The organism is Lysinibacillus sp. KCTC 33748 (genome assembly GCF_002237755.1).
Taxonomy (GTDB): Bacteria; Bacillota; Bacilli; order Bacillales_A; family Planococcaceae; genus Lysinibacillus.
The window spans coordinates 35,356-60,051 of sequence record NZ_MWSJ01000008.1; the positions used below are offsets into that span (position 1 = coordinate 35,356).

The 24,696-nt window shown below is 35.5% G+C and carries 26 protein-coding genes; 9 read left to right on the forward strand and 17 right to left on the reverse strand.

The annotated features are described in order from the left end of the window. The first annotated feature begins 43 nt into the window (after window positions 1–43). Window positions 44–1,207: an aminotransferase-like domain-containing protein gene (locus tag B1B04_RS12195; RefSeq protein WP_079561725.1), complete on the forward strand. Its 1,164-nt coding sequence runs from the start codon at window positions 44–46 to the stop codon at window positions 1,205–1,207. A 223-nt stretch (window positions 1,208–1,430) separates the two neighbouring features. Here the strand turns inward: B1B04_RS12195 and B1B04_RS12200 are convergent, their stop codons facing one another. Further along, a complete protein-coding gene (locus B1B04_RS12200; protein ID WP_079561726.1) occupies window positions 1,431–1,985 on the reverse strand; it encodes a helix-turn-helix domain-containing protein in 555 nt (184 codons plus the stop codon). Between the two features lie 115 nt (window positions 1,986–2,100). Between B1B04_RS12200 and B1B04_RS12205 the strand changes: the two genes are divergently transcribed. Next, window positions 2,101–2,688: a LysE family transporter gene (locus B1B04_RS12205; RefSeq protein ID WP_079561727.1), complete on the forward strand. Its 588-nt coding sequence runs from the start codon at window positions 2,101–2,103 to the stop codon at window positions 2,686–2,688. A gap of 68 nt (window positions 2,689–2,756) precedes the next feature. On the opposite strand, the gene B1B04_RS26445 is transcribed toward B1B04_RS12205, so the two are convergent. The 5 genes from B1B04_RS26445 to bioD all read right to left on the reverse strand — a co-directional run bounded on the left by B1B04_RS26445 (window position 2,757) and on the right by bioD (window position 7,174). Then, window positions 2,757–2,882, reverse strand: coding sequence for a hypothetical protein (locus tag B1B04_RS26445; RefSeq protein WP_276207757.1), 126 nt, complete (start codon window positions 2,880–2,882; stop codon window positions 2,757–2,759). Window positions 2,883–3,337: 455 nt separating this feature from the next. After that, window positions 3,338–4,333: a biotin synthase BioB gene (bioB, locus tag B1B04_RS12210; protein ID WP_079561728.1), complete on the reverse strand. Its 996-nt coding sequence runs from the start codon at window positions 4,331–4,333 to the stop codon at window positions 3,338–3,340. Window positions 4,334–4,546: 213 nt separating this feature from the next. Beyond that, window positions 4,547–5,119: a biotin transporter BioY gene (locus B1B04_RS12215; protein WP_079561729.1), complete on the reverse strand. Its 573-nt coding sequence runs from the start codon at window positions 5,117–5,119 to the stop codon at window positions 4,547–4,549. Beyond that, complete coding sequence (bioA, locus tag B1B04_RS12220; protein WP_079561730.1) at window positions 5,086–6,489, reverse strand: adenosylmethionine--8-amino-7-oxononanoate transaminase; 1,404 nt, start codon at window positions 6,487–6,489, stop codon at window positions 5,086–5,088. Before bioA ends, B1B04_RS12215 begins: the two co-directional genes overlap by 34 nt. Continuing rightward, entirely contained in the window at window positions 6,470–7,174 is a 705-nt protein-coding gene (gene bioD / locus B1B04_RS12225; protein ID WP_079561731.1) for a dethiobiotin synthase, read from the reverse strand. The genes bioA and bioD overlap by 20 nt, the downstream gene beginning before the upstream one ends. A 619-nt stretch (window positions 7,175–7,793) precedes the next feature. On the opposite strand from bioD, the gene B1B04_RS12230 reads away from it, so the two are divergent. From B1B04_RS12230 to B1B04_RS12245, 4 genes are all read left to right on the forward strand, one after another. Further along, a complete protein-coding gene (locus B1B04_RS12230; protein ID WP_079561732.1) occupies window positions 7,794–8,258 on the forward strand; it encodes a hypothetical protein in 465 nt (154 codons plus the stop codon). Between the two features lie 256 nt (window positions 8,259–8,514). Further along, window positions 8,515–8,961: a hypothetical protein gene (locus tag B1B04_RS12235; protein WP_079561733.1), complete on the forward strand. Its 447-nt coding sequence runs from the start codon at window positions 8,515–8,517 to the stop codon at window positions 8,959–8,961. A 134-nt stretch (window positions 8,962–9,095) separates the two neighbouring features. Continuing rightward, the gene (locus B1B04_RS12240) at window positions 9,096–9,794 is read left to right on the forward strand and encodes an ABC transporter ATP-binding protein (RefSeq protein ID WP_079561734.1); all 699 of its coding nucleotides are present in this window, start codon (window positions 9,096–9,098) and stop codon (window positions 9,792–9,794) included. Continuing rightward, the gene (locus tag B1B04_RS12245) at window positions 9,787–10,899 is read left to right on the forward strand and encodes an ABC transporter permease (RefSeq protein WP_079561735.1); all 1,113 of its coding nucleotides are present in this window, start codon (window positions 9,787–9,789) and stop codon (window positions 10,897–10,899) included. Before B1B04_RS12240 ends, B1B04_RS12245 begins: the two co-directional genes overlap by 8 nt. Window positions 10,900–11,169: 270 nt before the next feature. On the opposite strand, the gene B1B04_RS12250 is transcribed toward B1B04_RS12245, so the two are convergent. From B1B04_RS12250 to B1B04_RS12265, 4 genes are all read right to left on the reverse strand, one after another. Continuing rightward, window positions 11,170–12,207 (reverse strand): beta-carotene 15,15'-monooxygenase, encoded by a 1,038-nt coding sequence (locus B1B04_RS12250; protein ID WP_079561736.1) that lies wholly within the window; start codon window positions 12,205–12,207, stop codon window positions 11,170–11,172. 1 nt (window position 12,208) lies between these two features. Further along, window positions 12,209–12,691: a MarR family winged helix-turn-helix transcriptional regulator gene (locus tag B1B04_RS12255; RefSeq protein ID WP_079561737.1), complete on the reverse strand. Its 483-nt coding sequence runs from the start codon at window positions 12,689–12,691 to the stop codon at window positions 12,209–12,211. 237 nt (window positions 12,692–12,928) lie between these two features. Then, window positions 12,929–13,327: a hypothetical protein gene (locus B1B04_RS12260; RefSeq protein WP_079561738.1), complete on the reverse strand. Its 399-nt coding sequence runs from the start codon at window positions 13,325–13,327 to the stop codon at window positions 12,929–12,931. Window positions 13,328–13,467: 140 nt separating this feature from the next. Further along, complete coding sequence (locus B1B04_RS12265; RefSeq protein ID WP_240518286.1) at window positions 13,468–14,352, reverse strand: AraC family transcriptional regulator; 885 nt, start codon at window positions 14,350–14,352, stop codon at window positions 13,468–13,470. 113 nt (window positions 14,353–14,465) lie between these two features. On the opposite strand from B1B04_RS12265, the gene B1B04_RS12270 reads away from it, so the two are divergent. Next, entirely contained in the window at window positions 14,466–15,383 is a 918-nt protein-coding gene (locus B1B04_RS12270) for an EamA family transporter (protein ID WP_079561740.1), read from the forward strand. Between the two features lie 190 nt (window positions 15,384–15,573). Here the strand turns inward: B1B04_RS12270 and B1B04_RS12275 are convergent, their stop codons facing one another. The 6 genes from B1B04_RS12275 to B1B04_RS12300 all read right to left on the reverse strand — a co-directional run bounded on the left by B1B04_RS12275 (window position 15,574) and on the right by B1B04_RS12300 (window position 22,071). Then, on the reverse strand, window positions 15,574–16,206 hold the full coding sequence (locus tag B1B04_RS12275) for a LysE family transporter (protein WP_079561741.1): 633 nt from the start codon (window positions 16,204–16,206) through the stop codon (window positions 15,574–15,576). A 414-nt stretch (window positions 16,207–16,620) separates the two neighbouring features. Continuing rightward, a complete protein-coding gene (locus tag B1B04_RS12280; protein ID WP_079561742.1) occupies window positions 16,621–17,634 on the reverse strand; it encodes a copper amine oxidase N-terminal domain-containing protein in 1,014 nt (337 codons plus the stop codon). Window positions 17,635–18,007: 373 nt separating this feature from the next. Continuing rightward, the gene (locus tag B1B04_RS12285; RefSeq protein ID WP_079561743.1) at window positions 18,008–18,880 is read right to left on the reverse strand and encodes a GNAT family N-acetyltransferase; all 873 of its coding nucleotides are present in this window, start codon (window positions 18,878–18,880) and stop codon (window positions 18,008–18,010) included. A gap of 12 nt (window positions 18,881–18,892) precedes the next feature. After that, window positions 18,893–19,615, reverse strand: a complete 723-nt coding sequence (locus tag B1B04_RS12290) for a S41 family peptidase (RefSeq protein WP_170938969.1) — start codon at window positions 19,613–19,615, stop codon at window positions 18,893–18,895. 234 nt (window positions 19,616–19,849) lie between these two features. After that, on the reverse strand, window positions 19,850–20,254 hold the full coding sequence (locus B1B04_RS12295) for a hypothetical protein (RefSeq protein ID WP_079561745.1): 405 nt from the start codon (window positions 20,252–20,254) through the stop codon (window positions 19,850–19,852). Between the two features lie 350 nt (window positions 20,255–20,604). Then, window positions 20,605–22,071: an amidase gene (locus B1B04_RS12300; RefSeq protein ID WP_079561746.1), complete on the reverse strand. Its 1,467-nt coding sequence runs from the start codon at window positions 22,069–22,071 to the stop codon at window positions 20,605–20,607. A 131-nt stretch (window positions 22,072–22,202) separates the two neighbouring features. Between B1B04_RS12300 and B1B04_RS12305 the strand changes: the two genes are divergently transcribed. Then, window positions 22,203–22,934, forward strand: coding sequence for a response regulator transcription factor (locus B1B04_RS12305; RefSeq protein ID WP_079561747.1), 732 nt, complete (start codon window positions 22,203–22,205; stop codon window positions 22,932–22,934). A 253-nt stretch (window positions 22,935–23,187) separates the two neighbouring features. On the opposite strand, the gene B1B04_RS12310 is transcribed toward B1B04_RS12305, so the two are convergent. Further along, window positions 23,188–23,928 carry a tetratricopeptide repeat protein gene (locus B1B04_RS12310; protein ID WP_240518284.1) on the reverse strand — a complete coding sequence of 247 codons (741 nt, stop codon included), beginning with the start codon at window positions 23,926–23,928 and terminating at the stop codon, window positions 23,188–23,190. Between the two features lie 405 nt (window positions 23,929–24,333). Between B1B04_RS12310 and B1B04_RS12315 the strand changes: the two genes are divergently transcribed. Further along, a complete protein-coding gene (locus B1B04_RS12315; RefSeq protein ID WP_079561749.1) occupies window positions 24,334–24,540 on the forward strand; it encodes a hypothetical protein in 207 nt (68 codons plus the stop codon). The last annotated feature ends 156 nt before the right edge of the window (window positions 24,541–24,696 follow it).

Below are 24,696 nucleotides of genomic sequence, written 5' to 3' on the forward strand. Positions count from 1 at the left end.
ATGATATAATTTTTAAAAAATCAGAAAAAAGGAACGATAAATTATGGAATTTTCAGAAAAGATACTAAATACGCCATCTTCATTCATCCGAAATATTTTGAAAGTAACTGAATCAGAGGATGTCATCTCATTTGCAGGGGGGCTTCCAAACCCAATTTCTTTCCCAGTTGAAGCGTTAAAGGCATCTGCGAACAAAGCGATTTCGGAAAACGGTAGTCGTCTATTCCAATACTCAGGTACACAAGGTTATGCGCCTTTACGTGAGTACATTGCTGCAAAATACCGACGAGTACACGGACTAGATGTCCATGCTGACGATGTATTTATTACAACAGGATCACAGCAGGCTCTTGAACTAATTGGGAAAGTACTTATTAACAAAGGCGATGGTATCGTCATCGAGGAGCCTGGTTACTTAGGTGCTATTCAAGCCTTCACATTAAGTGAGCCAACCTTCTATGGTGTAACACTCGAAAATGATGGGTTAAACTTAGAAGAATTAGAGAATGCACTACAACAACCAAATGTAAAATTCGTGTATACAGTTCCAAATTTCCAAAACCCAACAGGTCTTACGTATTCTAAAGAAAAACGTCAGCAAATTTTCGAAATCCTATCAAAATATGATGTAGCGTTAATTGAGGATGATCCGTATGGAGAGTTACGCTTCCAAGGTGAGCCACTACCATACATTGGTGCTGGTAAATTAGAAAATAGTATTTTGCTAGGTTCTTTCTCTAAAACAGTCACACCAGGAATGCGTCTTGGCTTTATCATTACAAAAAATAAAGAATTATTGCAGCATATCGAAACTGCGAAGCAAGCAACTGACTTACACACAAATATTTTCTCTCAATATGTCATTTATGATTATTTAGCAAACAATGACTATACGGAGCACGTTCAGAAAATTATAGCGTTATATAGAAATCAAGCCGATGCTATGCTAAATGCAATGGAGGAGTTTTTCCCAGCACATGTGGACTACACACGACCATATGGCGGAATGTTCATTTGGGCTACAATGAATAATGGAACTTCATCATTAGACGTCTTCCAAAAAGCGATGGAGCAAAAAGTTGCCTTCGTACCAGGCGATCCATTCTACACATCTAAAACAGGTGTTAATACAATGCGCTTAAATTATACAAATGCAACACCTGCAGTAATCCGCGAAGGTATTAAACGCTTAGGTAGCATTTTATAAAGTGAAACTTTAATCAGTGGGGATATTCTTTATCCCCACTGATTATTAGTTTTCACCAATCGGGCTTTTACGGGCAGTTCATCCTCTAGCTAATGCATTCGCTTTGAGGTTTGTACCTGATTCAGTGTAAATAAATTACTGCCCGTTAATGCGAGTTAAGTAGAATAAAAAGCCGTATGAGCACTTTTTATGATGTGTTCATACGGCTTTCCCATTTATACATTTAGTTTGGATAATAGATAGTCATACTTAATTTTGTTAACGTATCACCAGGATTCCTGTAGATATGTGGACGATCTGCTTTAAATCGAATGGAGTCACCACGCTTTAAGTGATACTCGTCTTCATTGACTCTCATCACTAGCTCACCATCAAAAACCATGATAAACTCCTCTGTGCCATCTTTATGAGCCTCAGCGCTTAATGTCCCTTCCCTTTCAATCTCCACCGTGTATATTTCAAAGCGGCTATCCTCTTGAAAAGGAAAGATTGGATACACTCTATATCTTCCATCATCTTCAGATAATAGTTGAACATCTTCTCTAATAATAATTTCAGTATCAGGCTGAGGATTATTAATTAACGTAGTAAAAGAAACCTTTAACCCATTCGCTATTTTCCAAATAGTTGTAAGAGTTGGACTGGACTCTCCCCTTTCAATTTGTCCTATCATCGTTTTACTTACTCCGCACAATTGAGAAACTTTCTCCAAACTTAATTTTTCTTTCTCTCGAATCATTTTTAAATTTTTTGCAAAAATAAGCTGAATTTCTTCCATTAAATATCTCCTCTTCAAAATGTACAATATAACGACCGTTATGTATAATAAAAAGACGTACGTTATATTGTTTATTTCAGACATTATAACAAACAAATTCAAAGGGGGTCCACAAATGCCTTTATTTTCTTTTTTAGTATTTGTAGTAATTACTAGCTTTACTCCAGGTCCTAACAATATTATGGCAATGGCATTTGCAAACAAACATGGATTAGCAAAAACTCTTCAATTTTGTATAGGTGTTGGGGTTGGTTTTTTTGCGATTACGGGCTTGAGTAGTTTATTTAATAGGGTCCTTACAAATATTATGCCAATGATCGAATTTCCTTTGACCATTCTTGGTGTGGGCTATATGTTATATTTAGCTATTAAAATACTAACGAGCAAAGAGAATGAGACTGATGAAGAAGAGGATAACAAACGGAGCTTATTTTTAGTAGGCGTCTTATTACAATTCGTAAACCCTAAAGGTATTTTGTTTGGCATTACAGTAGTGGCAACTTACATTCTTCCCTATTATTCTTCCTATGTCAGCTACTTGCTTTTTTCGTTATTTTTAGGAATGGTCGGTATAATGAGCACATTCAGTTGGGCCCTATTTGGTTCAGCTTTTCAAAAAATTTTACTACAGTATCGTCAAACATTTAATATCGTGATGGCTCTTTTATTAGTATACAGCGCGATTTCAATTCTCCTTCATTAACAGGATAAAAAGCAACCCTCTTCGTGCGCTATAGCGCACGAAGAGGGTTGCTTCAATCAAACTTGCAATTATTTTGTGTATGTTAAAACGGCATGTTTCTTAAATTTCTCTAAAGCCTTTGTTGCCTCATCTTTGTTAGCATACTCAAAAATTCGAACGTCCTTTTTATCAAATACTGTAATAACCCACATCATAAAAACTCCCTTCCAATTTGTTTTTGTAATATAACAACCACCAAAAACCGTGATACTTTTCTAACTGTTTTATAACAACCCCTTACTTGATTCTTATTTTACGCCGATTTTTTATAAAATTAAAGCCTTATGTGAAGCCCTTCACAAACTGTTCAATTTCAAAACGCTTTCATTGAACAATTTGTGAAAACCGGATTTTTCAAGGCATAAATACAATCTTCATACCGCCCCGCCGCATTCCTACATTCAATACGAAAAGCCGTATGTACGCCTTTTCCACGACGCACATACGGCTTTTCAAATTCGATGATAATTAAGTAGTAGTAGTAGATTTTATTTCATAAGGTGAAACTTTAATCAGTGGGGTTTCTTATCCCGCACTGATTATTAGTCTTCACCAATCGGGCTTTTACGGGCAGTTCATTACCGCCCGTTAATACGTAGATAAGTTTTACTTAGCAGAATGCTGCTTCTTGCTTCTCTGATAATTCAATTTCAAAGCCTAAATCCTCAAGCATACGATAATCACTGTTTGCTTCTTGTCCTTCAGTTGTTAAGTAATCCCCAACAAAGATACTGTTTGCTGCATATAAGCCTAATGGCTGAAGTGATCCAAGATTAATTTCTCGTCCACCAGAAATGCGAATTTCCTTTGTTGGATTCATATAACGGAACAACGCTAAAACTTTTAAGCAATAACGTGGATTTAATTCTTTTGTCCCTTCTAGTTTCGTACCATCAATCGCATTTAAGAAGTTGACCGGAATCGAATCCGCGTCTAATTGATGAAGTGCACGCGCAATATTCACGACATCCTCTTTTGTTTCCTTCATACCAATAATGGCCCCTGAGCAAGGTGAGATTCCATGCTTTTTCGCAATTTCAACCGTATTCAGACGATCTTCATACGTATGGGACGTAGTAATATAAGAGTGATGGCGTTCAGATGTATTTAAGTTATGGTTGTAACGATCCACCCCCGCTTCTTTTAATTGCTGTGCTTGTTCTTCTTTTAGTAAGCCAAGACAAGCACAAACTTTTAAGCCATACTTCTCTTTAATTTCTGTAACCGCTTCACTAACTACATTGACATCTTTTCGAGTCGGCCCACGACCACTTGCCACGATGCAATAAGTACCGATTTTATTGTCAAATGCACGTTTGGCCCCCGCTAAAATTTCCTCTTTCGTAATGAAAGGATATTTTTCAATCGGTGCTGTAGATTTTGATGACTGAGAACAATAGCCACAATCCTCTGGGCAATAACCGCTCTTAGCATTCATAATCATATTTAATTTTACTTTTTTTCCATAGTAGTGCTTACGAATAGCAAAGGCACTGTCCATCAACTTTAATAGCTCATCATCTTCACTATGTAAAATGGCAAGAGCCTCCTCATTGCTAAGGACTTTCCCTGCAATAACTTCCTCTGCTAACTGTAACCAATTCATCTAGACATTCTCCCTCTCTACTTGATAATTTATCAATGATGCCTCAGCATAATTGCGTCTGGAATCGGCTTTGTACAAGCACAAAGAACTCCTTTCCGATTCCGTGACATCCGCCGGAGGCTATCACTTTTTTCAGCTGATGTGTGATCAACCGCTAAAAAAACAATTTAAATCTGCATTCTTCTCACATCTGTAGTGGTGGGATACTTTACTTCAGCTGAAAGAAGTTATTGTTCTTGTTGAATGAAAAACTTTGTAAAGACGCTCGGCCAAAAATGCAGAAGCTATCGCTAAGCAAAAATCGGCAACAATGCTGTTTAAAAAGCCAACTACGAAAATATGTGACCAGCTGGTTTTCATATGTAACCAGAAATTCAATGCTACATATAAATACGGAACCGCCACCCCATAAATAATAATAAGCCCGACAATATTTGCACCAATAAAATGCTTTTTCGTCGGCGTATCCACTCTTTCAATCATGAAACCAATGACTAAGGCAGCCAGTGCAAAGCCAATCAGGAAGCCAAATGTTGGTTGCAATACATAGGTGATCCCCCCACCTTGTGTAAAAACTGGCAAACCAACTAAACCAACCCCTATGTAGACGAGCTGACTTTGTAATCCATTACGACTACCGAGCAAGCTTCCTGCTAAAAAAACAAAAACAATTTGTAATGTAAAGGGTACTACTGGTAGCGGTATTTTAATAAATGCACCGATTGCGGTTAAAGCGGCGAACATCGCAATCATCACAAGTGACAGTGTTGATTGTCGTTTGAACAACTTGCTCCCTCCCGCTCCTCGAAAAATTGCATGATCGTCTCTTTTGTTGTATCAATCATAAAATCCATTTCATCATCAGATATAATGTATGGAGGCATGAAATATAATATATTGCCAAGAGGACGAATGAGTAAGCCCTTTGCTAATGCACGTTTAGATAGTTGATAACCGATACGTTCCTCACTTGGAAGTGGCTCCTTTGTTTCACGATTGGCGACTAATTCAATAGCTCCAACTAGTCCCACCTGTCGATATTCGCCAACAAACGGCAACTCTTCAAATGCCTGCTTAGCTAGCTTTCGCATACGTTCACCTTTGTGTTTTATCATGTCGATCACTTGCTCTTCTTCAAACATCGTCAAAACTTCTAGGGCTACACGACAAGCAAGTGTATTACCGGAATAGCTATGGGAGTGTAAAAAAGCTTTCATTGTACCGTAATCATCATAAAAAGCTTTGTATACATCATCATTCGTTAAAACTGCGGATAGTGGCAAATAACCACCCGTTATACCTTTTGATAGGCACATAAAATCTGGAACAATACCTGCTTGCTCACAAGCAAACAAAGTACCTGTACGTCCGAAGCCTACTGCAATTTCATCTGCGATAAAATGAACATCGTATTTTGTACAAAGCTCTCGTAATCGCTTCAAATATATTGGAGGATACATTTTCATGCCAGCGGCTGCTTGTATGAGTGGCTCAATAATAACAGCTGTAATTTCTTCATGGTGCTGACGAAGCTCGTCTTCAACAAATTGTATACATTGGGCTTGACAACTTTCAGGATTTTCCTTAAATGGACATCTGAAGCAATCTGGTCCTTGTGCACGTACAGTATCCAACAACAGTGGCTGATACACTTCGTTATATAGCCCTACCCCACCAACAGATAAGGCACCAAGTGTTTCACCATGATAAGCATCCGTTAAAGCTAAAAAACGTTTTTTCATAGTTTTTCCCGTCTGCATATGATATTGAAAACTCATTTTGAGTGCCACTTCTATCGCCGACGAGCCGTTATCTGCAAAAAATACTTTATTCAAACCGTCTGGCGTTAAGGCAACTAATTTTTCTGCCACCTTAATAGCAGGTTCATGTGAAAAATTCGCAAAGATCGTATGCTCCAATGTAAATGCTTGATCGCTTAATGCTTGACTTAGTCGTGGATTCGCATGTCCAAATAAATTTACCCACCAGGAAGATACGGCGTCTAAGTAGCGATTATTATGTTCATCGTACAGCCATACACCTTGTCCTTTTTTAATAACAATAGGCGGATATTGCTCATAGTCCTTCATTTGTGAGCAAGGATGCCAAACATGCTGTAAATCTCTCGTCTGCAATTCAGTTAAAGATTGTTTCATATTTGACCAACCTTTCAAACAAAGATGTGTGTGAAATAGAGAAGTCAACAATCTGTGAAATATCCCGAAGCTTTGGAATCGTCGCATATGGCAAATCATGACGTTGTAAAATCATTTTCACATTATCTTGTTCCATCTGACTGCCTGTATCTCCATTAAATACAAGGCCAAGAACATCAATATTACGAGCACGTAATGCCTCAAGAGTAAGTAATGTATGGTTAATTGTTCCAAGTGTTGTTCGTGTGACAAGAACGACCGGAAGCTTACTTTGAACGATGACATCAAGCAGTGTTTGCTCTCCATATGTATCTATCGGAACAAAAAGTCCCCCTGCTCCCTCACAAATCACGACATCGTATACTTGCTGTAACAACTGAATTTGCTGTAATAAATACTCTACATTAATTTGCTGACCCTCCAGCTGTGCAGCAAAATGTGGTGATGCAGCTTCCTTAAACGAATAACCATTTAAATTTTCCTGCTTTAGGCTTTGTAATGAATACTTTTCATACATTGCTGTATCGTAGTAATAGCAATACCCATTCTCACAAACTTCGCCAGTTTGCACAGGCTTATAAGGCGTGACTTGTAGATCCTGCTTTTGTAATTGACGCATTAGCAATGTAGTGACAAGTGTTTTGCCGACATCTGTATCTGTCCCTACAACCCAAAAATGTTGCATCGTTAACCTACCCCCTATTTTTAAGTTAACTGTTTACAGGTTTTAAGTTAACACATTTAATTTTATTTTGTAAATGCTATTTCTCAAAAACAGTCTATTTCTTTACGAAAAATAGGGAATTTTGCGATAACTCGACAACTTTTTTCTTCAGCAAAAAACACTAGATTTTTACCTAGGTAAAAACTAGTGCGAATGAGTATATATTTTTTTAGATGGTCAATTCATCATTTTGACGTTTTTATTAATTAGAAGGCGCATTACCATAACGTGGAATTACTTACTATTTCGGGCGCTTTTTAGAGGAGTCCGAAAAGACGCTTTGGGAAACACATGTTTCCTGTACGAAAGCGAAGCGGCAGTAACAACAAGATGTTGGTCACTAAGCATTTCACAGAACGTGATGCCCTTAGCTTCGTTCCCCTACTCACTTGCACTCCATGCACCATCTGAGAGAATGTGAATTTCTATTTATTTTTTCAACAATTCGACCTTGTATTATAGCTAGATTTCTAAAAATCTTTGGGGTATTTTTTTGCTTCATTGACTTTTCCGAATATTATCAAAAATTTAAAGGGTTTTACTCTTCGTTCGTAGTATTAAACTAAACGGGGGTGGCTGTATGTTTGGTATTTTTAAAGAGTCAGAGAAGGTTATAGATACTTTTGAGCATGTTAGTTTTATTTTAAAATCCTTGCTCACATACGAGCTAAAAGACTTACCTATTCGCTATGAATTTTGGTATCGAGTAGCTATTCGTCAGGAAGAATTGCGCACATTAAATACCGAGCATCGAGCAAAGATCTCGATGACTACAGCAGTAGGACGCTTTCATCAAACACAATACGAGGAAACGAAACAAAAGTTAGCAAAGCTTGAACGTCTCGCAGATACGTATAAATCGTTTTGTATCGAGGAAGAACGTGAGGCATTAAATCATCGACTTCTTTTTCATAAAGAAGCAATTTCTGAGCTATATGAGCATGTCCAAAATAAAGACCTATATATGTATTGTGATGTTGTACAGCAACATTTTTGGGATGCAGTGAGTGAGGACGTAATAAATGCAATTGCCCACCTAGATTAAGTAGGTGAGCAATTGTAAGAGTCTATTCTTTCATAATTTGCTCTAATTCCTTTTCAAGGATTTCCTCCTTATCCATCGGTACAAAGCCCCTTATTACATGAAGCTAAAAACCTAAAGGCATTTAAATGGTCTGCATTTGCGATAGTCACCTTTCTTTCCCTATTATTGGCATAAATCTATTTTTAATAAGTTTGTATTAATTAAGAATGCGTGGTCCTTTTTAACAGATATGTTGAATAAATTTTGGAGGTTTTTTATGATTGCATGGATTATTACTGCAGAAATTTCCTTTTGGATTGTTATTATTATTGGGCTTATTTGCAGATATGTTTTTAATATGCCGAAACTGAGCATTTTCTTTTTTGCACTAACACCTGTTATTGATTTGTTCCTTGTTATCCTTACTGCTATGGATTTAAAAGCTGGTACACCTGCGTCTACATCTCACGGGATAGCGGCTATTTATATTGGTGTCTCTATAGCTTTTAGTAAAACAATGATTACATGGGCCGATGAAAAATTCCAAAAATGGTTTTTAAAATCTAATCAAAAAAATGAGCCATTAACCGGAGTAAAAAAAGGTAAGCATGAAATAAAAATGCTTAGTCAGCATATTGGTGCCTTTATAATTGGTGCTGGATTATTGTATGCCATGTCTCTTTTCGTTGGTTCAAATTCTGATACCTCTCCCCTATTTCAATAATGAAATATTGGGGTATTGTACTTGCGATTGATGCCGCAACTAGCATCTCATATGTTATATTTCCAAAAAAGTAATAGGTCAGAACTTGAAACATTTTCCTCTTTCGTTCGTAAATAAACAAAGAGAGGAAGTGAATGACAATAGATATTAACATACATAAAGGTGGCTATGTAGAAGGTGAAGCCATTATTTCAAACATTCAATTTCAAGTAAATAGTGGTGAGCTCGTTGGATTAATCGGTTCCAATGGGGCAGGTAAAAGTACAACGTTGCAAGCAATGATGGGTGTACTACCAATAGTGGATGGTCAAGTAACAATAGAAACTTACGGCTACGTACCTGAAAGACCAATTTTGTATGAGTATTTTACATTATGGGAGCATATAGATTTTTATTTGCGTGTTACTGGTAAAGAAGATTCTTTGACAAAGCGCGCGAAAGATTTACTAGAAATTTTCCATTTGGACCATAAGCTACACGATTATCCAACAACATTTTCCAAAGGGATGCAGCAAAAAGTAATGCTTATTTTAGCATTTCTTGATAAGCATTCTACCTATATTTTAGATGAACCATTTATGGGTTTAGATCCACAGGCAATGCGTAAGCTTCTAACGATTTTAGAAGAATTAAAAGCGCAAGGTGCCGCCATTTTAATGAGTACACATGCACTTGATACGGCAGAGAAAATATGTGATCGTTTCATCTTGATTGATCACGGGCGAATTTTACAGCAAGGTACACTCGCATCGTTACGTTTAGCGGTGAAACAGGACAAAGCGTCTCTTCTTGATATTTTCGACACACTGCTTGAGGAAAATCGCCATGACTAATATAGTGCAGCACAGAAGAAAATTAGAGCGCTCCCAAAATGTTAAGATACTGGCAAGCGTTATCGATTGGACAGTCGCCTTATATGTTGTTGTGCCTGCTCTAGTCATTGGCTTTTTCCTTTATAAAGACTTTATCATAAATATAAGTACCTCTTGGATCGTACATATACCGCTAGTTTTGTTTATTGTACTATTATTTATTATTACACGTATTGGAACTATTCGTACTTACTTGCAGCGAGCCGATCGTCTTTTTTTAATCCAAAACCGAAAACAAATGATACGCTTAAAACGAGCTGGCCTTTATTGGACGTTAAGTAAGCACCTAATTTTACTAGGTTCTGGCCTTACTCTATTAGCGCCGATCTTTATAATCGTTCATCATGTAACGGTATTAGAATTGTTTTCTTTACTATTGCTACTATTTGCGACTAATTTTATGAAGTTACTTTTACAATTAAAGCTTCGTAAATGGCAGCAACTAGTAAGCACCATTTTCATGTGCATTCTCGGTACAGTTTGCTTTTTATATGTACATATTATTATTACTTCACTTATTTATCTAATTCTTCTTGCTTATTGCACTAGCTATTATAATAAACATTATATCTATAGCACTAAATTTTTTGATCAACAAGTGGAGCTCGATCAAGCAGCATTTTATAAATGGCAAAGTCTTTTATTCCAAATTGCTCCTGAGCTTCGAAGTCAGCTAGTACCAAAATTAAAAAAGCCTCGCCTATTATGGAAAAATTCAAAGAGCATGTTTCGACGTTCCGATTATTTTATAGAGGAATTAGTATGCAAAACGATGCTTCGCCAAAAACAGTATCGCTTAGGCTACCTTCGTTTTTTATTGAGTGGTATTGGGCTCATCATTCTTGTGCCAGCATGGGCGAAAATAATCATGCTTGGAATTCTTTATTTTACTTTACGGTCAATGATGCAATCGGTAATCCAGCAAATTTTAGAGCACAAAATTTGGTCAATCTTTCAAGTATCCAATGAACAAATTCATGCAGCTAGCAGGCGATTACTTAAGGGATTTGTAGATCTGCCGTTATTGTGTATCCTTATTATTTTTATTATTAGTCTTGTAAATTAAGGCTCATAACATGAGGTTAATTTCCGTTCAGACTGGGCGCTTTGTAGCTGTCGCTACAGAAAACATTTGTCGTTGGTCACGAAGGCGTTATCACAGGACGTGATGCTTTTAGCCTTCGTTCGTCTAGATCGCTGATTCCCAAGGAGTCGCCCAGTCGTAACGAAGATCAACTTTTATATAAATGGTATGTGTTTTAACAAATATCATCCTCTTTTTTTGATTGTCCAAATGAAACAGGTGCCAGCTTAGTTTGCTCGCACCTGTTGTTTATTATCTATTATCTTCCATTCCTTGTAGAAGCATTTTTCTAAATTCCTGTGCTTGGTCAGCTTTAATGGCTACTTTGTTAAAACGTTTTTTAATACCCAGCATAAAAGTCACTTCCATAGGCTCCTTCATTTTTAATATAAACTGTGGATATACCGCTTCAAAATCACGTGCTATAAAATCAATTGTATCTTTGGATAATTTTCGTTCCAACTGTTCCTTATCCTCAATAAGCTCCTCAATCTGATCAAAGCGAATTTCTGCTCGTTTCATCAACCCTAATGACAAATACAGTTTTTCAGGTGTTACATGAACAGGATTTAAACGAATGGCTTGCATATCCGCTATAAAAAAGAGGACAGAGTATACGTTTAAAATAAGCAATAGAATAGAAAGAACAAGTGATTTCTCATGTAACCACCAATGAATCCCTATTGTTTCAATGGCGATTCCATGGATTAGCATAATAATAAAGGCAATATAGCTCGAATTTTTATGCAAGGTTAATCCAGGTCGCTCTTTTCTTTTCCAGCTTGCAAAAGCGTAATAAAACACTAAAAAATCTGTGCAAAGTAGTTGGATAATAGGATGCTTCGGTGCATGTTTTTCAACTGCTTTTGGAAATGAAAACAAATCTGGTAAAGTAGTTGATCGTACATCCGCTAAAATTCTTGGCATATAGCGAACAAGCGTTGCAATGATTAAAATTTCTAATAGAATAATCGTACCTTCAATCGCAAACCCAGCCCAAGTCACCGCAACAAATGGCTGTAGATGTTCTATTGGAATAATAAAACGGGCTGCAATACAACCAGATGCTGCTAAAAGCACTGCTTGTTTTATAGAAAACTTTCGTTTATAAAGCAGAAATAAAGCAGGCATAATAAGGACAAAATCAATTAATGAGCCCAAAACAACGCCATTTGTTTCAGGTGGTAAAATGGATGCGCCGAGCCCAGTGTTATAAAGCGCAAAATTACTGGCAAGTACGACTAACAAAAATGCTAGCCAAATATTTTGCTTTTTCTTTAATGCAATCATGTTAAATCTCTCCCTTATCATTTATTTCATGTATTATTCCTTCCTTTAATACAATTTGGTTTAACTTCTGAACAATCTCTTTTAATTGCACGATCTCATTTATCTCTAGTTTTGAATAATACCTCGAGATAATAAATCGTTTTATTTCTTCCTCTCTTTCAAAATACTTAATGCCTGACGTCTCAAGGCTCACAAATATTTCACGTCTATTTTCCGGATTAATGCTCCGGGATACATAGTGCTGTTCCTCAAGTTTACTAACTAGCTGTCCGACCGCACTAGAAGTTATATTCATATAACTCGCAATTTGCCCAATCGTCACGAGCCTATTTTTGTTAATAAAGTCTAATAAAATTATTTGTTTAGGAGAAAGTTCATCACTGATTAGATTTTGATGTAGCTTTATGAAATGACTATCCATCGAATAAATAGCATCATTTATCTCCTCCACAAGCTTATAAATAAATTCTTCATCCTTTGCCAAAACTCATTCATTCCTTTAAGTAAAGTTAATAGTAAAGGTATCTTTACTATTAACTTTACTTTATTTTATATGGTTATTATTGTCAATAGATTCAGCAATAAAGTGAGGGAGCTAATCCTTTAATTTTCAAAAACTTTTCACATGTCTTAACAGAACCAGATGCTTATTCCAACTATCGAGACATTAAGAATGGCAAAATAAAAGACCTCCTGATTAAGAGGTCTAGTTTTAACATCCTTATTTTTCTTCGATATCTAATTGTTCGTAATAATTCTCTACAATTGGATAAATATCTGGGTTTGAGTCGTAATAGGTATTTTCAATTTTACTAAGCGTAAATATAAATTCTTTTTCGCCATCAAAAAGAGCAAGTCCATATCGCCAGCCTGTTCGTTCTTCTTGATTATCTTGGGGAGTAAACTTTATATCTTTAATCAAATTTAGCAATTCACCAATTTGTTCTTGCTTTGTAATCGTTTTAGAATAACCAGTTGAACCATCTTGAATGATTGCTTTATCTACATTTTCAATTTTTGCATCCTTATAAAATTCTTCTAATGTTTGCGTTTTTGCAATTGAGCAAGAAGAAAGTAAAACTAGTAATGCGAATAAAAACAGGAACATAGATTTTTTCATTGAGCCACCTCCAAGTTTATTCTATTCACTATTATTAAATTACAAATAGGTACATTAAGAAATAGATATCCCTATTTCATTAAATTAAGATGAAGCGATTCATTGCAAGAGCGCGTATTCAATACTGTTCCAATTCAATACTATCCTTTATCAAAAAACTGTTTACGATAAACATATGGGGAGTATCCTGTATATTTTTTAAATTGTTCAATATAGTAACTTACTGTACTGAAGCCTGTAGTTGTAGCAATTGTAGTGATGGATTGCTCACTATCACGTAATAGCTCCATACTTTTACGAAGACGATAGTGTAATAAATATGTGAATGGTGTCATACCGACCATTTTTTTGAAAAAGCGACTACATTCTGCACGACTTAAAAAAACATGTGCAGCTAAACTTTCTAAAAATATCTTTTCCTGATAATAAGTATGTAAATAATCAAGCATATCCTTCGCTCGTTCATGCTGGACAATAATTGCTGGATCCAGTATTTCTTCTGTTAGCATTGATTGTGACAAAATAGTTTCCCAAATGACTAATAGCTCTCTCCATACCTTTAGCTCATAAAAAACAGCTTGTTCTTGTAGTAATTTAGCCACGATGTCTACTTTTTGCGCCAATTGGCCAGAAAGCTTGACATAAGGCAGTCTATTGTTCGTTATATAAGGCAGTACATATTTAGTGGCAAAAATACTGTCCTTATGTCCACCTAATAGCAACGGGTCCACGTTAATACACAAAATTGTAGCCTGTTCTACTTGAAAAGGCTTTGCTTCATGTAAGCCTGATGCATTGACAAATAGTCCCTCCCCCGCCTCAAGTACAAAAACATCTGCTCCTACACGATATTCCACAAAACCACTTTTCACATAGACAAATTGAATTTCCTTATGCCAATGTAACGGTAAAAAATCTAAACGATCTAATCGCAAAAGCGTCTCATATAGTGCAACTGGAAATTCCTTCGTCCCATGTAACGTTAGTTCTTGTAAATCCTTTGCAATTCTAATATGTGTTAACATCACTACTTAGCTCACCTCAATATATTGATATTATTAACCCTTTAAATCGATATTTTTTACGTCAAACATTTTTTATAATTTCTTTATATTGATAGTTTAGGAGATGTTTTAAGTTGAATCAATCATCACAGAAAAATCGTACGCTTGGTTTTATGCTCGTCATTCTAGGGGCAAGCTTTTGGGGTATTGGTGGTACCGTCGCTCAAAAGCTTTTTCAGCAGGAAAATATAGAGGTTGGCTGGCTCGTTTCCAGTCGTCTTCTTTTAGCTGGCCTATTGCTCATTACTGCCTATAAACTTACACACCGCAAAGAGTCTATTTTTGTGATGTGGCGTACAAAGCAAAATGCTTTTAGACAAATTTTATTTAGTTTATTAGGAATGCTGGCGGTTCAATATACTTATATGATGTCGATTGCTATAGGTAATTCAGCTGTTGCGACTTTATTGCAATATTTAGCACCACTTTTTATTATGGCCTATTATTTAATAACGAAGCACAGTCAATTGACAAGGCAGGATGGAATCGCTGTAACTTTTACACTTGTTGGTACTTTTTTATTACTAACAAATGGCTCGTTGTCTACACTTTCTGTACCTGCGACGGCCGTGTTTTGGGGGATTTTATCTGGTCTTTCGGCTGCTTTTTATACGTTATATGCAGTCCCACTTTTACAGCAATTTCACTCATTGTTAGTTGTAGGCTGGTCAATGCTTATTGGTGGTATTGTGATGAGCTTTTTCCATCAACCGTGGCAAATTGATGTGTCAAACTGGGCATTGTCGACTATCGCTTATTTTTTGTTTATCGTTATATTTGGGACAATGCTAGCATTTTGGTTTTATATTGCTAGTTTGAATTATTTATCGCCTAAAGAGACTAGTTTACTTGGTAGTCTGGAGCCCCTAACAGCTGTTATAACAAGTGTGCTTTGGCTTAAAATTACCTTCGGAGGTTTTCAATTTATTGGGACAATCCTTATTCTCTGCATGATTTTATATCTTACAGTTTTTCAAAGAAAGCAATCATAGGAAGGTTTAATAAATCCGGATTTATTTCGCACCTTAGACTCAAAAATCTACGAATCCATACATAAAATTTACATATGCTGAACTTTTCATTAGCAGAGGAAATTTTAGTTTGCATCTATGCATATACAAAGTTCACTGACCATGAACGCTGGAAAAATAAAAAGCGCGATCTTTACTGATCGCACTTTTCTCATATATAGCTCTTTATAGCTTGTATAAATTCATAAATAAAATATCCAGCAAATCCTATTAGTAATACGCCCGCTACCATTGTAAGCGACTTAATGACTTTACGACTCATCGCTTTTCGAGTAACCGAAACAATGGCCATCAAGCTTATATCATGTAACAATATGCCACTCAGAACACCTGCAGCAATCACTAGAAAGTTCGATGACTCCCCTTGCCCATATGATTTGGCTAGTACAACACCGAAAACGTTTACCCAGAATACTAGATTTCCAGGCGAAATTGCAACTAGTAAACCATTACGATAAGAAGTAAAAAATGATTTTGTCACTTTCTCTCCTACAAGCGTAATATCTTGATCAGCATTTTTGATAGAATCTAGTCCTAAAAGGAATAAAAATCCAGCCCCTATAATCCACATAGGGATTTGAATGATAGGCATTGCTAAAATGGAAGCTAGCCCCATATATAACGCAAAAACCAGTACAACATCAATTGTCATACCACCAAGTCCGACAGCCCAACCGTGCATAAACCCATTTTTTAGTCCTTGCTTTGTCATTTCTACTGTAATGGCCCCAACAGGCATGGCAATCGCAAGTCCTACCAACACATACGCTACATATAAACTCAAATAAACACTTCTTTCATGCAATAGAATATGTTTCATACGTCCGTTTATAGTTGTATTATAGCATAAAAATACATAATTAGAACATTTCACTAATATTTATTCATTTTTACGTTATTATTTTATAAATCATTTGTATGATGGTATTGGGTGACCTATTCCGATTGCTATTCACTTTTTTTGATGCCTATAACCAATTTTTGGTGGTGCTTTATAGTACACCGAGCTCAAAGTGTAGACCTAAACTTAAGATGGGGTCTTCAATATAATAGAAGTTATAATGAATGAAGGACTAATAAACGATTACAGTAGACTGGAATTATATAAAATTTGGACAGATAGACCTTTGCCAGTTTGCTTAATAAAGTGGGAGTCGACCGCAGATGATACGGTTCGACTCCTTTTTTTAGAGGAAACTCAATAAATTTTTTCCCAAGAATACGATCTATATGGAGATGGCGTAACATAAAGAGAATTGTTCCTTTTAACAAATGTGAAATATGCTTCGCCCTTCTCTGTGGACGATACCCATTTGTACTCCTCTCGAAGAGTACCTTTACCTGATAATACTCCAGGGCCACCAAATATTTTGACTACTTCATCATAGGTCATGCCTTCTTTAATAGTAGCAGTACTTTCAGCTGTAACATCTGGGTAGCTTAAAATGGGTAGCTCCTTTCCTTTATAGATTATCATATTTAAATAATTTGTTTTAATGGGCCCAGATATTATAATTTGATTGGCGCCATCATGGAATGATTCTAGAGCCCCAAATAAGTCAACACTAGGCTTTTTAGCAAAAAGATAATCAAGATCGCTTGAGTTAAAATGATCAGCATCAAGAGCTAGAAATTTTTCATAATTAACTGTTGGCTTACCAAAATCTCTCACCTTACGCAATTCTTTATCATAAACATCCTTTTCAAAATCAGATGGGATCAAGTTCACACCTAAACTAGAAATATATATATCTGTGTTTTGGTAATCCCAACGGACATCTATACCAAGCAGTTCCCCTATAAATCTTAAAGGGACTACAGTTCTTCCATTAATAATCTGACTAGGTACATCTGATAGAATATGTTCTACATCTTCGACACCGTTATTATTCAAATAAGAACTTGAAGTTATAGTAGCCGTTTTTTGACCAATTGGTAAGACAACAGTGTAGTTAGTGTGTTCGATAGAATAAACAATAGTGAATACTTTCTTTTTCGAATCCCATTTCACACCATTCCCTAAATATTCAGATACAAATCGAAGTGGTACAAAAGTTCGATCATTTTTTATTATAGGTTTTTGATCCAATATTACTTCTTTGGTGTTTACAAATACTTTAATAGAGTCGTTAGCACTAGCAGTATTATGAGATGTAAACAAAAAGGTTGTTGTAATGAAAGCTATTAAAACAATATTATATCTTTTAAACATCTTTCTCTCCTTTTAAATCATAATTTATTATAAATACTTCTAATAAGAGCTGTTCAAAAATAATATCGGATTTTACCTTCTTTATTTTATAGAAAGATTAAATGGTACATGATAAAGATTTTGGTTATCTTTAAATTTGATAATAGGAATGGATTAGACCTTATTTAATAAAGTCCAAATCATCAGTAAATATGATGAGGAGAATGGGATCTTAAGTAAGTGCGGTTAAAAATAGAACCACCATAGAACGTTGTCGTGACAATGTTCTTGGTGGTTCTTTTTGAAAAGATTCAACCAAATTCAACTAAATACTTGGTCAAAGCTCGAAAATCTTATGCTACTATTAATTTCGACTTAGACTTTAAAATTTACTTTATTTCTTTAAACAATAACTCCATAAAGTCGCTTTCTTTTTAAATCCAGCTTTAAAATAAACGTGATTTGCCTGATCATTTTGATTATCTACATTTAGTGTTATTTGAGTGATTTCATTAAATCGAAACATTTCTGTTAAAACTTCTTTTAGTAGCTTGGTCCCTATTCCTTTGCCTCTGTATTCAGGATTGATAGCTATATATTCTAAATGGGCTTCTTTTGCTGTTAAGTCCATCTCAAAATAAGCATATCCTTGAACGACCCCATCCATTTCCATAATTCTTAAAACATTTTCTTTATTTAATTGAACTCTCTTTAAAATTGTATCTGCATCGTAATACGTTTTTGAAAATGCATTTGAATGAATCTTTTTAAATTGCTCATAGTCTGATGTTTTATAATAACGACTAGTAATAGCAACTACAGTTTCAAAGGAATCTTTCGAAACTCCAAGTAATAAATGCTCACCTGTTTTATTGGCGTTTATTTGCTCCAGAAATGCTAATTGTCGAGTATTCAGCTCATTAATGAAGAAATAAAAGTTCGAAATTTGTGGATATGTCTGCTGCAATGTGCAAAGTAATTTCTCTTGGATCGTTACATCTTCATCTATAGAAAATGGTCCCCACACTTCAGTTGAATCGCCGTCTATATCTAATCCAATAAGTGCTTGTATATGTTCATTATCGAAAGCAGCTACAATCGATGTAAAATTACCATCGATAAAATCTTCCTGTAATGTACTCAATAGTTCTTGTTCATTTTGACCACAATACCCAATGTTATGTTGTTCTTCGATATTTAGCTGTGCAATAAAATGGGCAACTTCCTTTAACTCGGTTGGGTAAATTCTTTTTATTGTGTAACACATATCGCAATCTCCTTAAAGTGATTTTTCTTGATTTTGATGACATAAACGTAAAACATAATTAAGATCAATATCTTCATGTAAATGTTGCGGTGTCCAAGGTATATAGATGTGTGGCTTTACGCCTGTAACATTGTAATGATATTTTTCATGCATTTTAGAAATGCTATAAACAAATTCGTAATCATCATAATCTACAGTTACGACATTAAAGAAGTCCATAATTCCCATTGTAGGGCGTCCAACTACGGTAACTTTTGGTGACTTTTTAACATTCTGGACAAATGTATCACCCGAACTTCCACAGGTTACATCCGTAAGAACATAAACATTTTTAGGGTTTAGCTGACCTTGAATTGTATAATCCAATTCTTCTGGAACTGCCATCAGCCCTTTCGCATAATTTGTTTCAAACTCTGTTATTTCTTCTTGAATCCATTTTTGCATTTCACTATCTAGTTCTTGTGTTAAATACTCGTTCAACTCTTTTATCCATAGCAGACAATTTCGGTCTGTGTAGTTTGTATATATTAGTTCATCTTCATGAAATAAGCTTTTAAATAATATTTCTCTATCAAATACGTAATTGAGTATTGGAAAATAAAATAGGTCATTCCCACCATAGTTTACTCGTACATCAATAATTAAATTATGTGAATGATTTATATCGCTTTTATGATTGTTCAACAACTCCTGAATAGGTTGAGCCTGAGAAAAATCCGTTATTTTTAGATACACCGTTTTGTTATCCAACTTTTTAAAGACGTAGCTCGGTACATATGGAGACCGTTCATATGTGGCTAACGGCAAAATAAATTTATCATCATTTCGATTTACTAATACTCGTTTTGTATGTTGTAATCCTACATGCCAATATTGTCTTTCTGGTACAGGATCCTCTAAAATTTTCGAATAGAGATTTGCAAATTTTTCAATCGTTAAGCCGTCAATCTCAAGTATTTCATCACCTATTTATAATCTAGCTTCATAGGTCACCTCTGTAACATATAAAGCATTTTGATAGCGTCGTACTTTAAACCCTCTATTCGGCATTACTGTCTTTTTCGCTTTAAATGATAAATGTCCATCTTTAAAATCGAGTAAATAGGACTGTATCGTTTCTACAAAATCTTTATCTGTCATGTCATCTGTAATGAGATAATTTTCAGGACAGTTAATATGCTTTTTATCTAAAAAACCCGCATAATCTCTTTTCATTATTTGAATTATATCTTCGTAGATTTGTCTTTTACTATGCATCGTATCATCCCATTCCTTTGAATTTGAATTTGAATTTGAATGTAAACGCAAAAACAAATAAAAAATCCCTCTGAAAATAGCTTCAGAAGGATTAGTAAATAAATTTATTGTGAACAAAAATAAGCCTCCAAAAAGGTAAGCTTTATAAAAGTATAATAAATAGACAGACTAATCCTATTTTTATTTGAAAATGCATATACATTTTACGTTTAAAAATAGAATTATTTGTTCATCGTCCATTCATCATCCCTTCAAATTTAGTACATTAATTGTAACATTCAGTTTCCGAAAATTCAAACTAATTTACTATTGTTATAATGAAATATATAACAATAATCGCATATAAACATAGTACGGAGAAACGTATAGGTTAGTTCAGGAACTATTAAGAACGTTATTTGGAGCATCGTGCATGTCCGTAAAGTTGCAAAAAGTAGGTACAAGAAAAAATCTTGTACCTACTTTTTTTATGTTGTTGCAATTTCCACAACTTCTGCACCCACATGTACGGGTGGTTTTCGATCTTTCCATGGAGCAGATTCTTCTAATTGTTTTCCAAGCTGTAAAAGGGTTAACTCATCGGCGAAGCGTCCTGTAAATTGCAACCCGATTGGTAAGCCAGACGCACTCATTGCGAGTGGTAATGATAATGATGGTTGACCTGTTGCGTTAAACAAATTGGTAAACGGCGCGTATGTGAAAATCTGCTCTGTCCATTCAATTGCCGAAATATTAGGATTATTTGCATTTAGCTCGCCAATTTTCGCTGGTAATGTGCCGATTGTTGGACTTAAAAGAACATCATAATCTTCAAAGAATGTCGCTACTTGACGTGATACGAGTGCATTCGTATTAATGGCTTCTAAAAGTGCGCTAGCTTTTAAGTTTTTGCCATATTCATAGCATTGCCAAATGGCTGCTTCAATAGTATCGCGTGAAGGAGTTTTACCTGTTAATTCTGCCGCCCCCACAATCATTTTATAAATATTCGCTGTCCAAATATTTACCGTTGCGCGTGAAAATGGTGCTTCGTCGTAAGCTGGTCGAGCTTCGACTACTTCATGCCCTAATTCTTCTAATAATTTTATGGCCTTATGTACGGCCTCGATACATTCTGGATCAACGAATGCACCAGAATTTGTTTCTGTTGTCCAGGCGATTTTCAGTGGCCGTACCTTTTGCTGAATCGCTTGACTATAAGGCATTTCTGGGCTTTGAATAATCGAGTAGCATCCTAAGTCTGGCCCAGCTACTTGGTCCAGTAATGTAGCGGTATCACGAATGGTTTTTGTTTGTGCAAATTCAATTGCTAGCCCATTTAATGCCTCACTATTATAAGGCCCCATCGGCACGCGACCACGTGAAGGTTTTAAGCCAACGATACCACTACATGATGCAGGAATTCGAATGGATCCACCTCCATCATTACCATGCGCGATTGGAACGATACCACTTGCGACAGAAGCGGCTGCACCGCCACTTGAACCACCAGGGCTATGTTCTAAATTCCATGGGTTACGTGTTGGACCATAAATGACAGCTTCAGTTGCAGCATTATAGCCGAACTCTGGTGTTGTGGTTGTACCGCTTAACACAAAACCAGCGTTTTTAAAACGTTTCATTAATTCGCTATCGACAGACATTACAGCATTTTCTGCAACACGACTGCCCATACTATGTGGCACACCTTCCGCATGAAGCACAACTTCTTTAATTAAAAATGGGACGCCTGCGAATGGTTGATTATCATTTAAAGTTGAAATCGCTTTGTCAGCCTGTTCCCCTAACACACTGGCAACGGCATTAATCGAAGGGTTAACTTTTTCAATACCTTGTAGCGCTAATTTTGTAAGTTCTTGTGGTGTCACTTGCTTTGTTTTTACTAACTCCGCTAATCCAAGACCGTCATATGATGCGTATTCCTGTAAATTCATCTGATCACCTCGTTAAAATTTTGACTTACAATTCCATCTTAAATTGAAATAAAAAAAATCGATATTACCCAAAAGGATAATTTGTTTCGAACGAGAATATATGAGTTTAATAGAGAAAAGGAGGAATTATTTTGTATGAGCAAAAAGAGGTGGAGTTTTTATTAGAAACAACGTTTAGGATTTCGAATTTGAATATGCAACAAACAAGTGGAGACTTTAAATTGAGTATGTTGCAAGTATTGAGTGAATGTTTTCAATATGAACATGCTATATTTTGGGAAGTAGCAGATGGGGAGTTAAATGAACAGCCTGTCTGTTTCAATGTAGAGACATATACGATACAAAATTATTTACATGAATATAAATATTATGATCCTTTACACCCAGTGAATATGCAAAACCAACCCGATATTCAATTAATGCAACGAAATGAAGCAATATCGAAGAAGAAAAAGCTATATTATGTTGAGCGCTTTTTACAAAAAAATGATTTTATCGATGAAATGGTTATGTACCTGTATAATCAGCAAAAGCCAACAGCTGCTATTGGCTTTTTACGAAAAGAAGGGGAACTTCCATTTACAGAGAAGGATAGTCAAAAGCTATCATATGTAAAGCGGATGATTGAAAATGTTTATTTATTACATCAATATGTTCAGCCTGGCGAATCATTGCAAATTACACAACGTGAAAAAGAGTTGCTACTATATTTATGTAAGGGCTTTAAAAATGCAGAAATTGCTAGGTTTTTATATGTCAGTGAAAATACAGTAAAGAAGCATCTGCAAAATCTGTATCGAAAATTTCAAGTAACTTCCCGAACGCAACTTGCATTAAAATATTCAGAAAGCTTTCGAACATAAAATTAAGATGTTGGAACTTTCATCAGAAGACATATTTGATATGATTCAATCAAATAATAATAAACAAGGCAAAGGTTTCATGATCAATCTCTACCTTGTTTATTATCTAATTACGCTATTTCTATTGATATTTAATAATCACTTCCCCACCCGTTACAGTAAATCCAACTAACAGGCTTGAATTGTACCTTTACTTCAATAAATCTATTTTTTTAGCATGCAAATTTTAGGACAACTTCCCTTCTCATCCCTCTTATAACATTTGTTTTTTCCATTGCGACAGCACGTCATTGGATTTCGCAATGTCCACTTTTAATGAAGCCTGTTTATTTGAGCAACGTTTTTTAGCCTTTTCCCAAGCTTCTTCTAGCGCAGGTAAATAGCTTAAATTTTTCGTAGCTGAAACAAGCTGTAAAAAAATATTCCCTTGAATATAGTACCAGCGAGGGTTCATACTATCTAGCTGAATTGCTTCTTCAATAAGACGTAGTGCCAAGTACGGACTGCCTTCATTGCGGTTCAAAAACTGTGCGAATGCTCCCCAGTAAAGAGCTTTATTTGGTTGGAGTTTTATCGCTTCCGCATATTGCACAAGTGCTTTGTCATGCTCCTTAGCAAGAACAAAATATTCGGCCATTGTATAGTAAGCATTCGCTTGTGCCTCTGCCGATCCAGCCAACAAATCATCTACTACTTTACCAAATTGCTTTTCATCCTCACTTCCTATGTATGCAGCGAGTACATCACGTTCTGGATAAGAGCCATCTGTTCGTTCAACACTTTGCTTTACTTTTTCAGCAGTAGAAATAGGCATATTTGCAAATCCGTTCGCTTCCAACAACGCAACGTGCTGTTGAATTGTTGGACATGATTCATGTTCTGTAAACGCACTATTAGCTAAAAGTGCTTTCGCTAATTGATAGCTTTCTTTTACATGACCGTTTAAAAATAATTCATTTATTTGTTGGACTTGCTCATCAAATTGTTTGATCACTATTTAAATCCTCACCTTCACCAAAAGAAAAGTCTTACAGGTATTTTACCATCTTTAAATCTAAAACAAACTAAATAGCAATAATTTTTCTACAATTCTTTTAATTTACGACTTATTCAGTATCTATTATTTTTTTGTGGCCCATCACATAACGAAGGTTGATTTCCTTTCCGACTGGGCGCTTTCCTGGGGGCGTCCAGTATTCACCCCAATCAATTTATTTAGCATACGTCTTAACAAACGTCATCCCAAAATTAGGGATAAGTTCCTGTTTTTTAGTTCTATTAGATTTATGTTTTAAATTACGATAAATGAAATGGGGTTGGATAAAGTTCTGAATTATGAGATAATTGAAGTGTATTTTCATTTTTGAGGGTATGTAAACTGTAATTAGGAGGGCTTACTTTGAATAGACGATTGCATTTTGTATCGATTATTATCGGAAACTTGTTAACACTAGGAGTTATTTTCATTTATGCTATGCAAAGTCAAGTGGATGTTGCCCTCAGCACATATGCCCTTGTGATGGGGTTCTTAAGCACATCACTACTAATCTTTTTTTATTTATGGGGGGATGAAAAACAACAAATTTCTAATCGTTTTTCTAAATAAGTCGGGTGATTTTAAATTATGTAATCCTATTTTTAAAAACGCCCGTTGAAGAAATTTTCCCCTTCTCTACATTAGTAGTTTAGGGATTTTTTTCATGAAAAGCTTCTTTTTTTGTGGTATTCCCCTCTGAATACGACTAATTATTGTTGAAATATA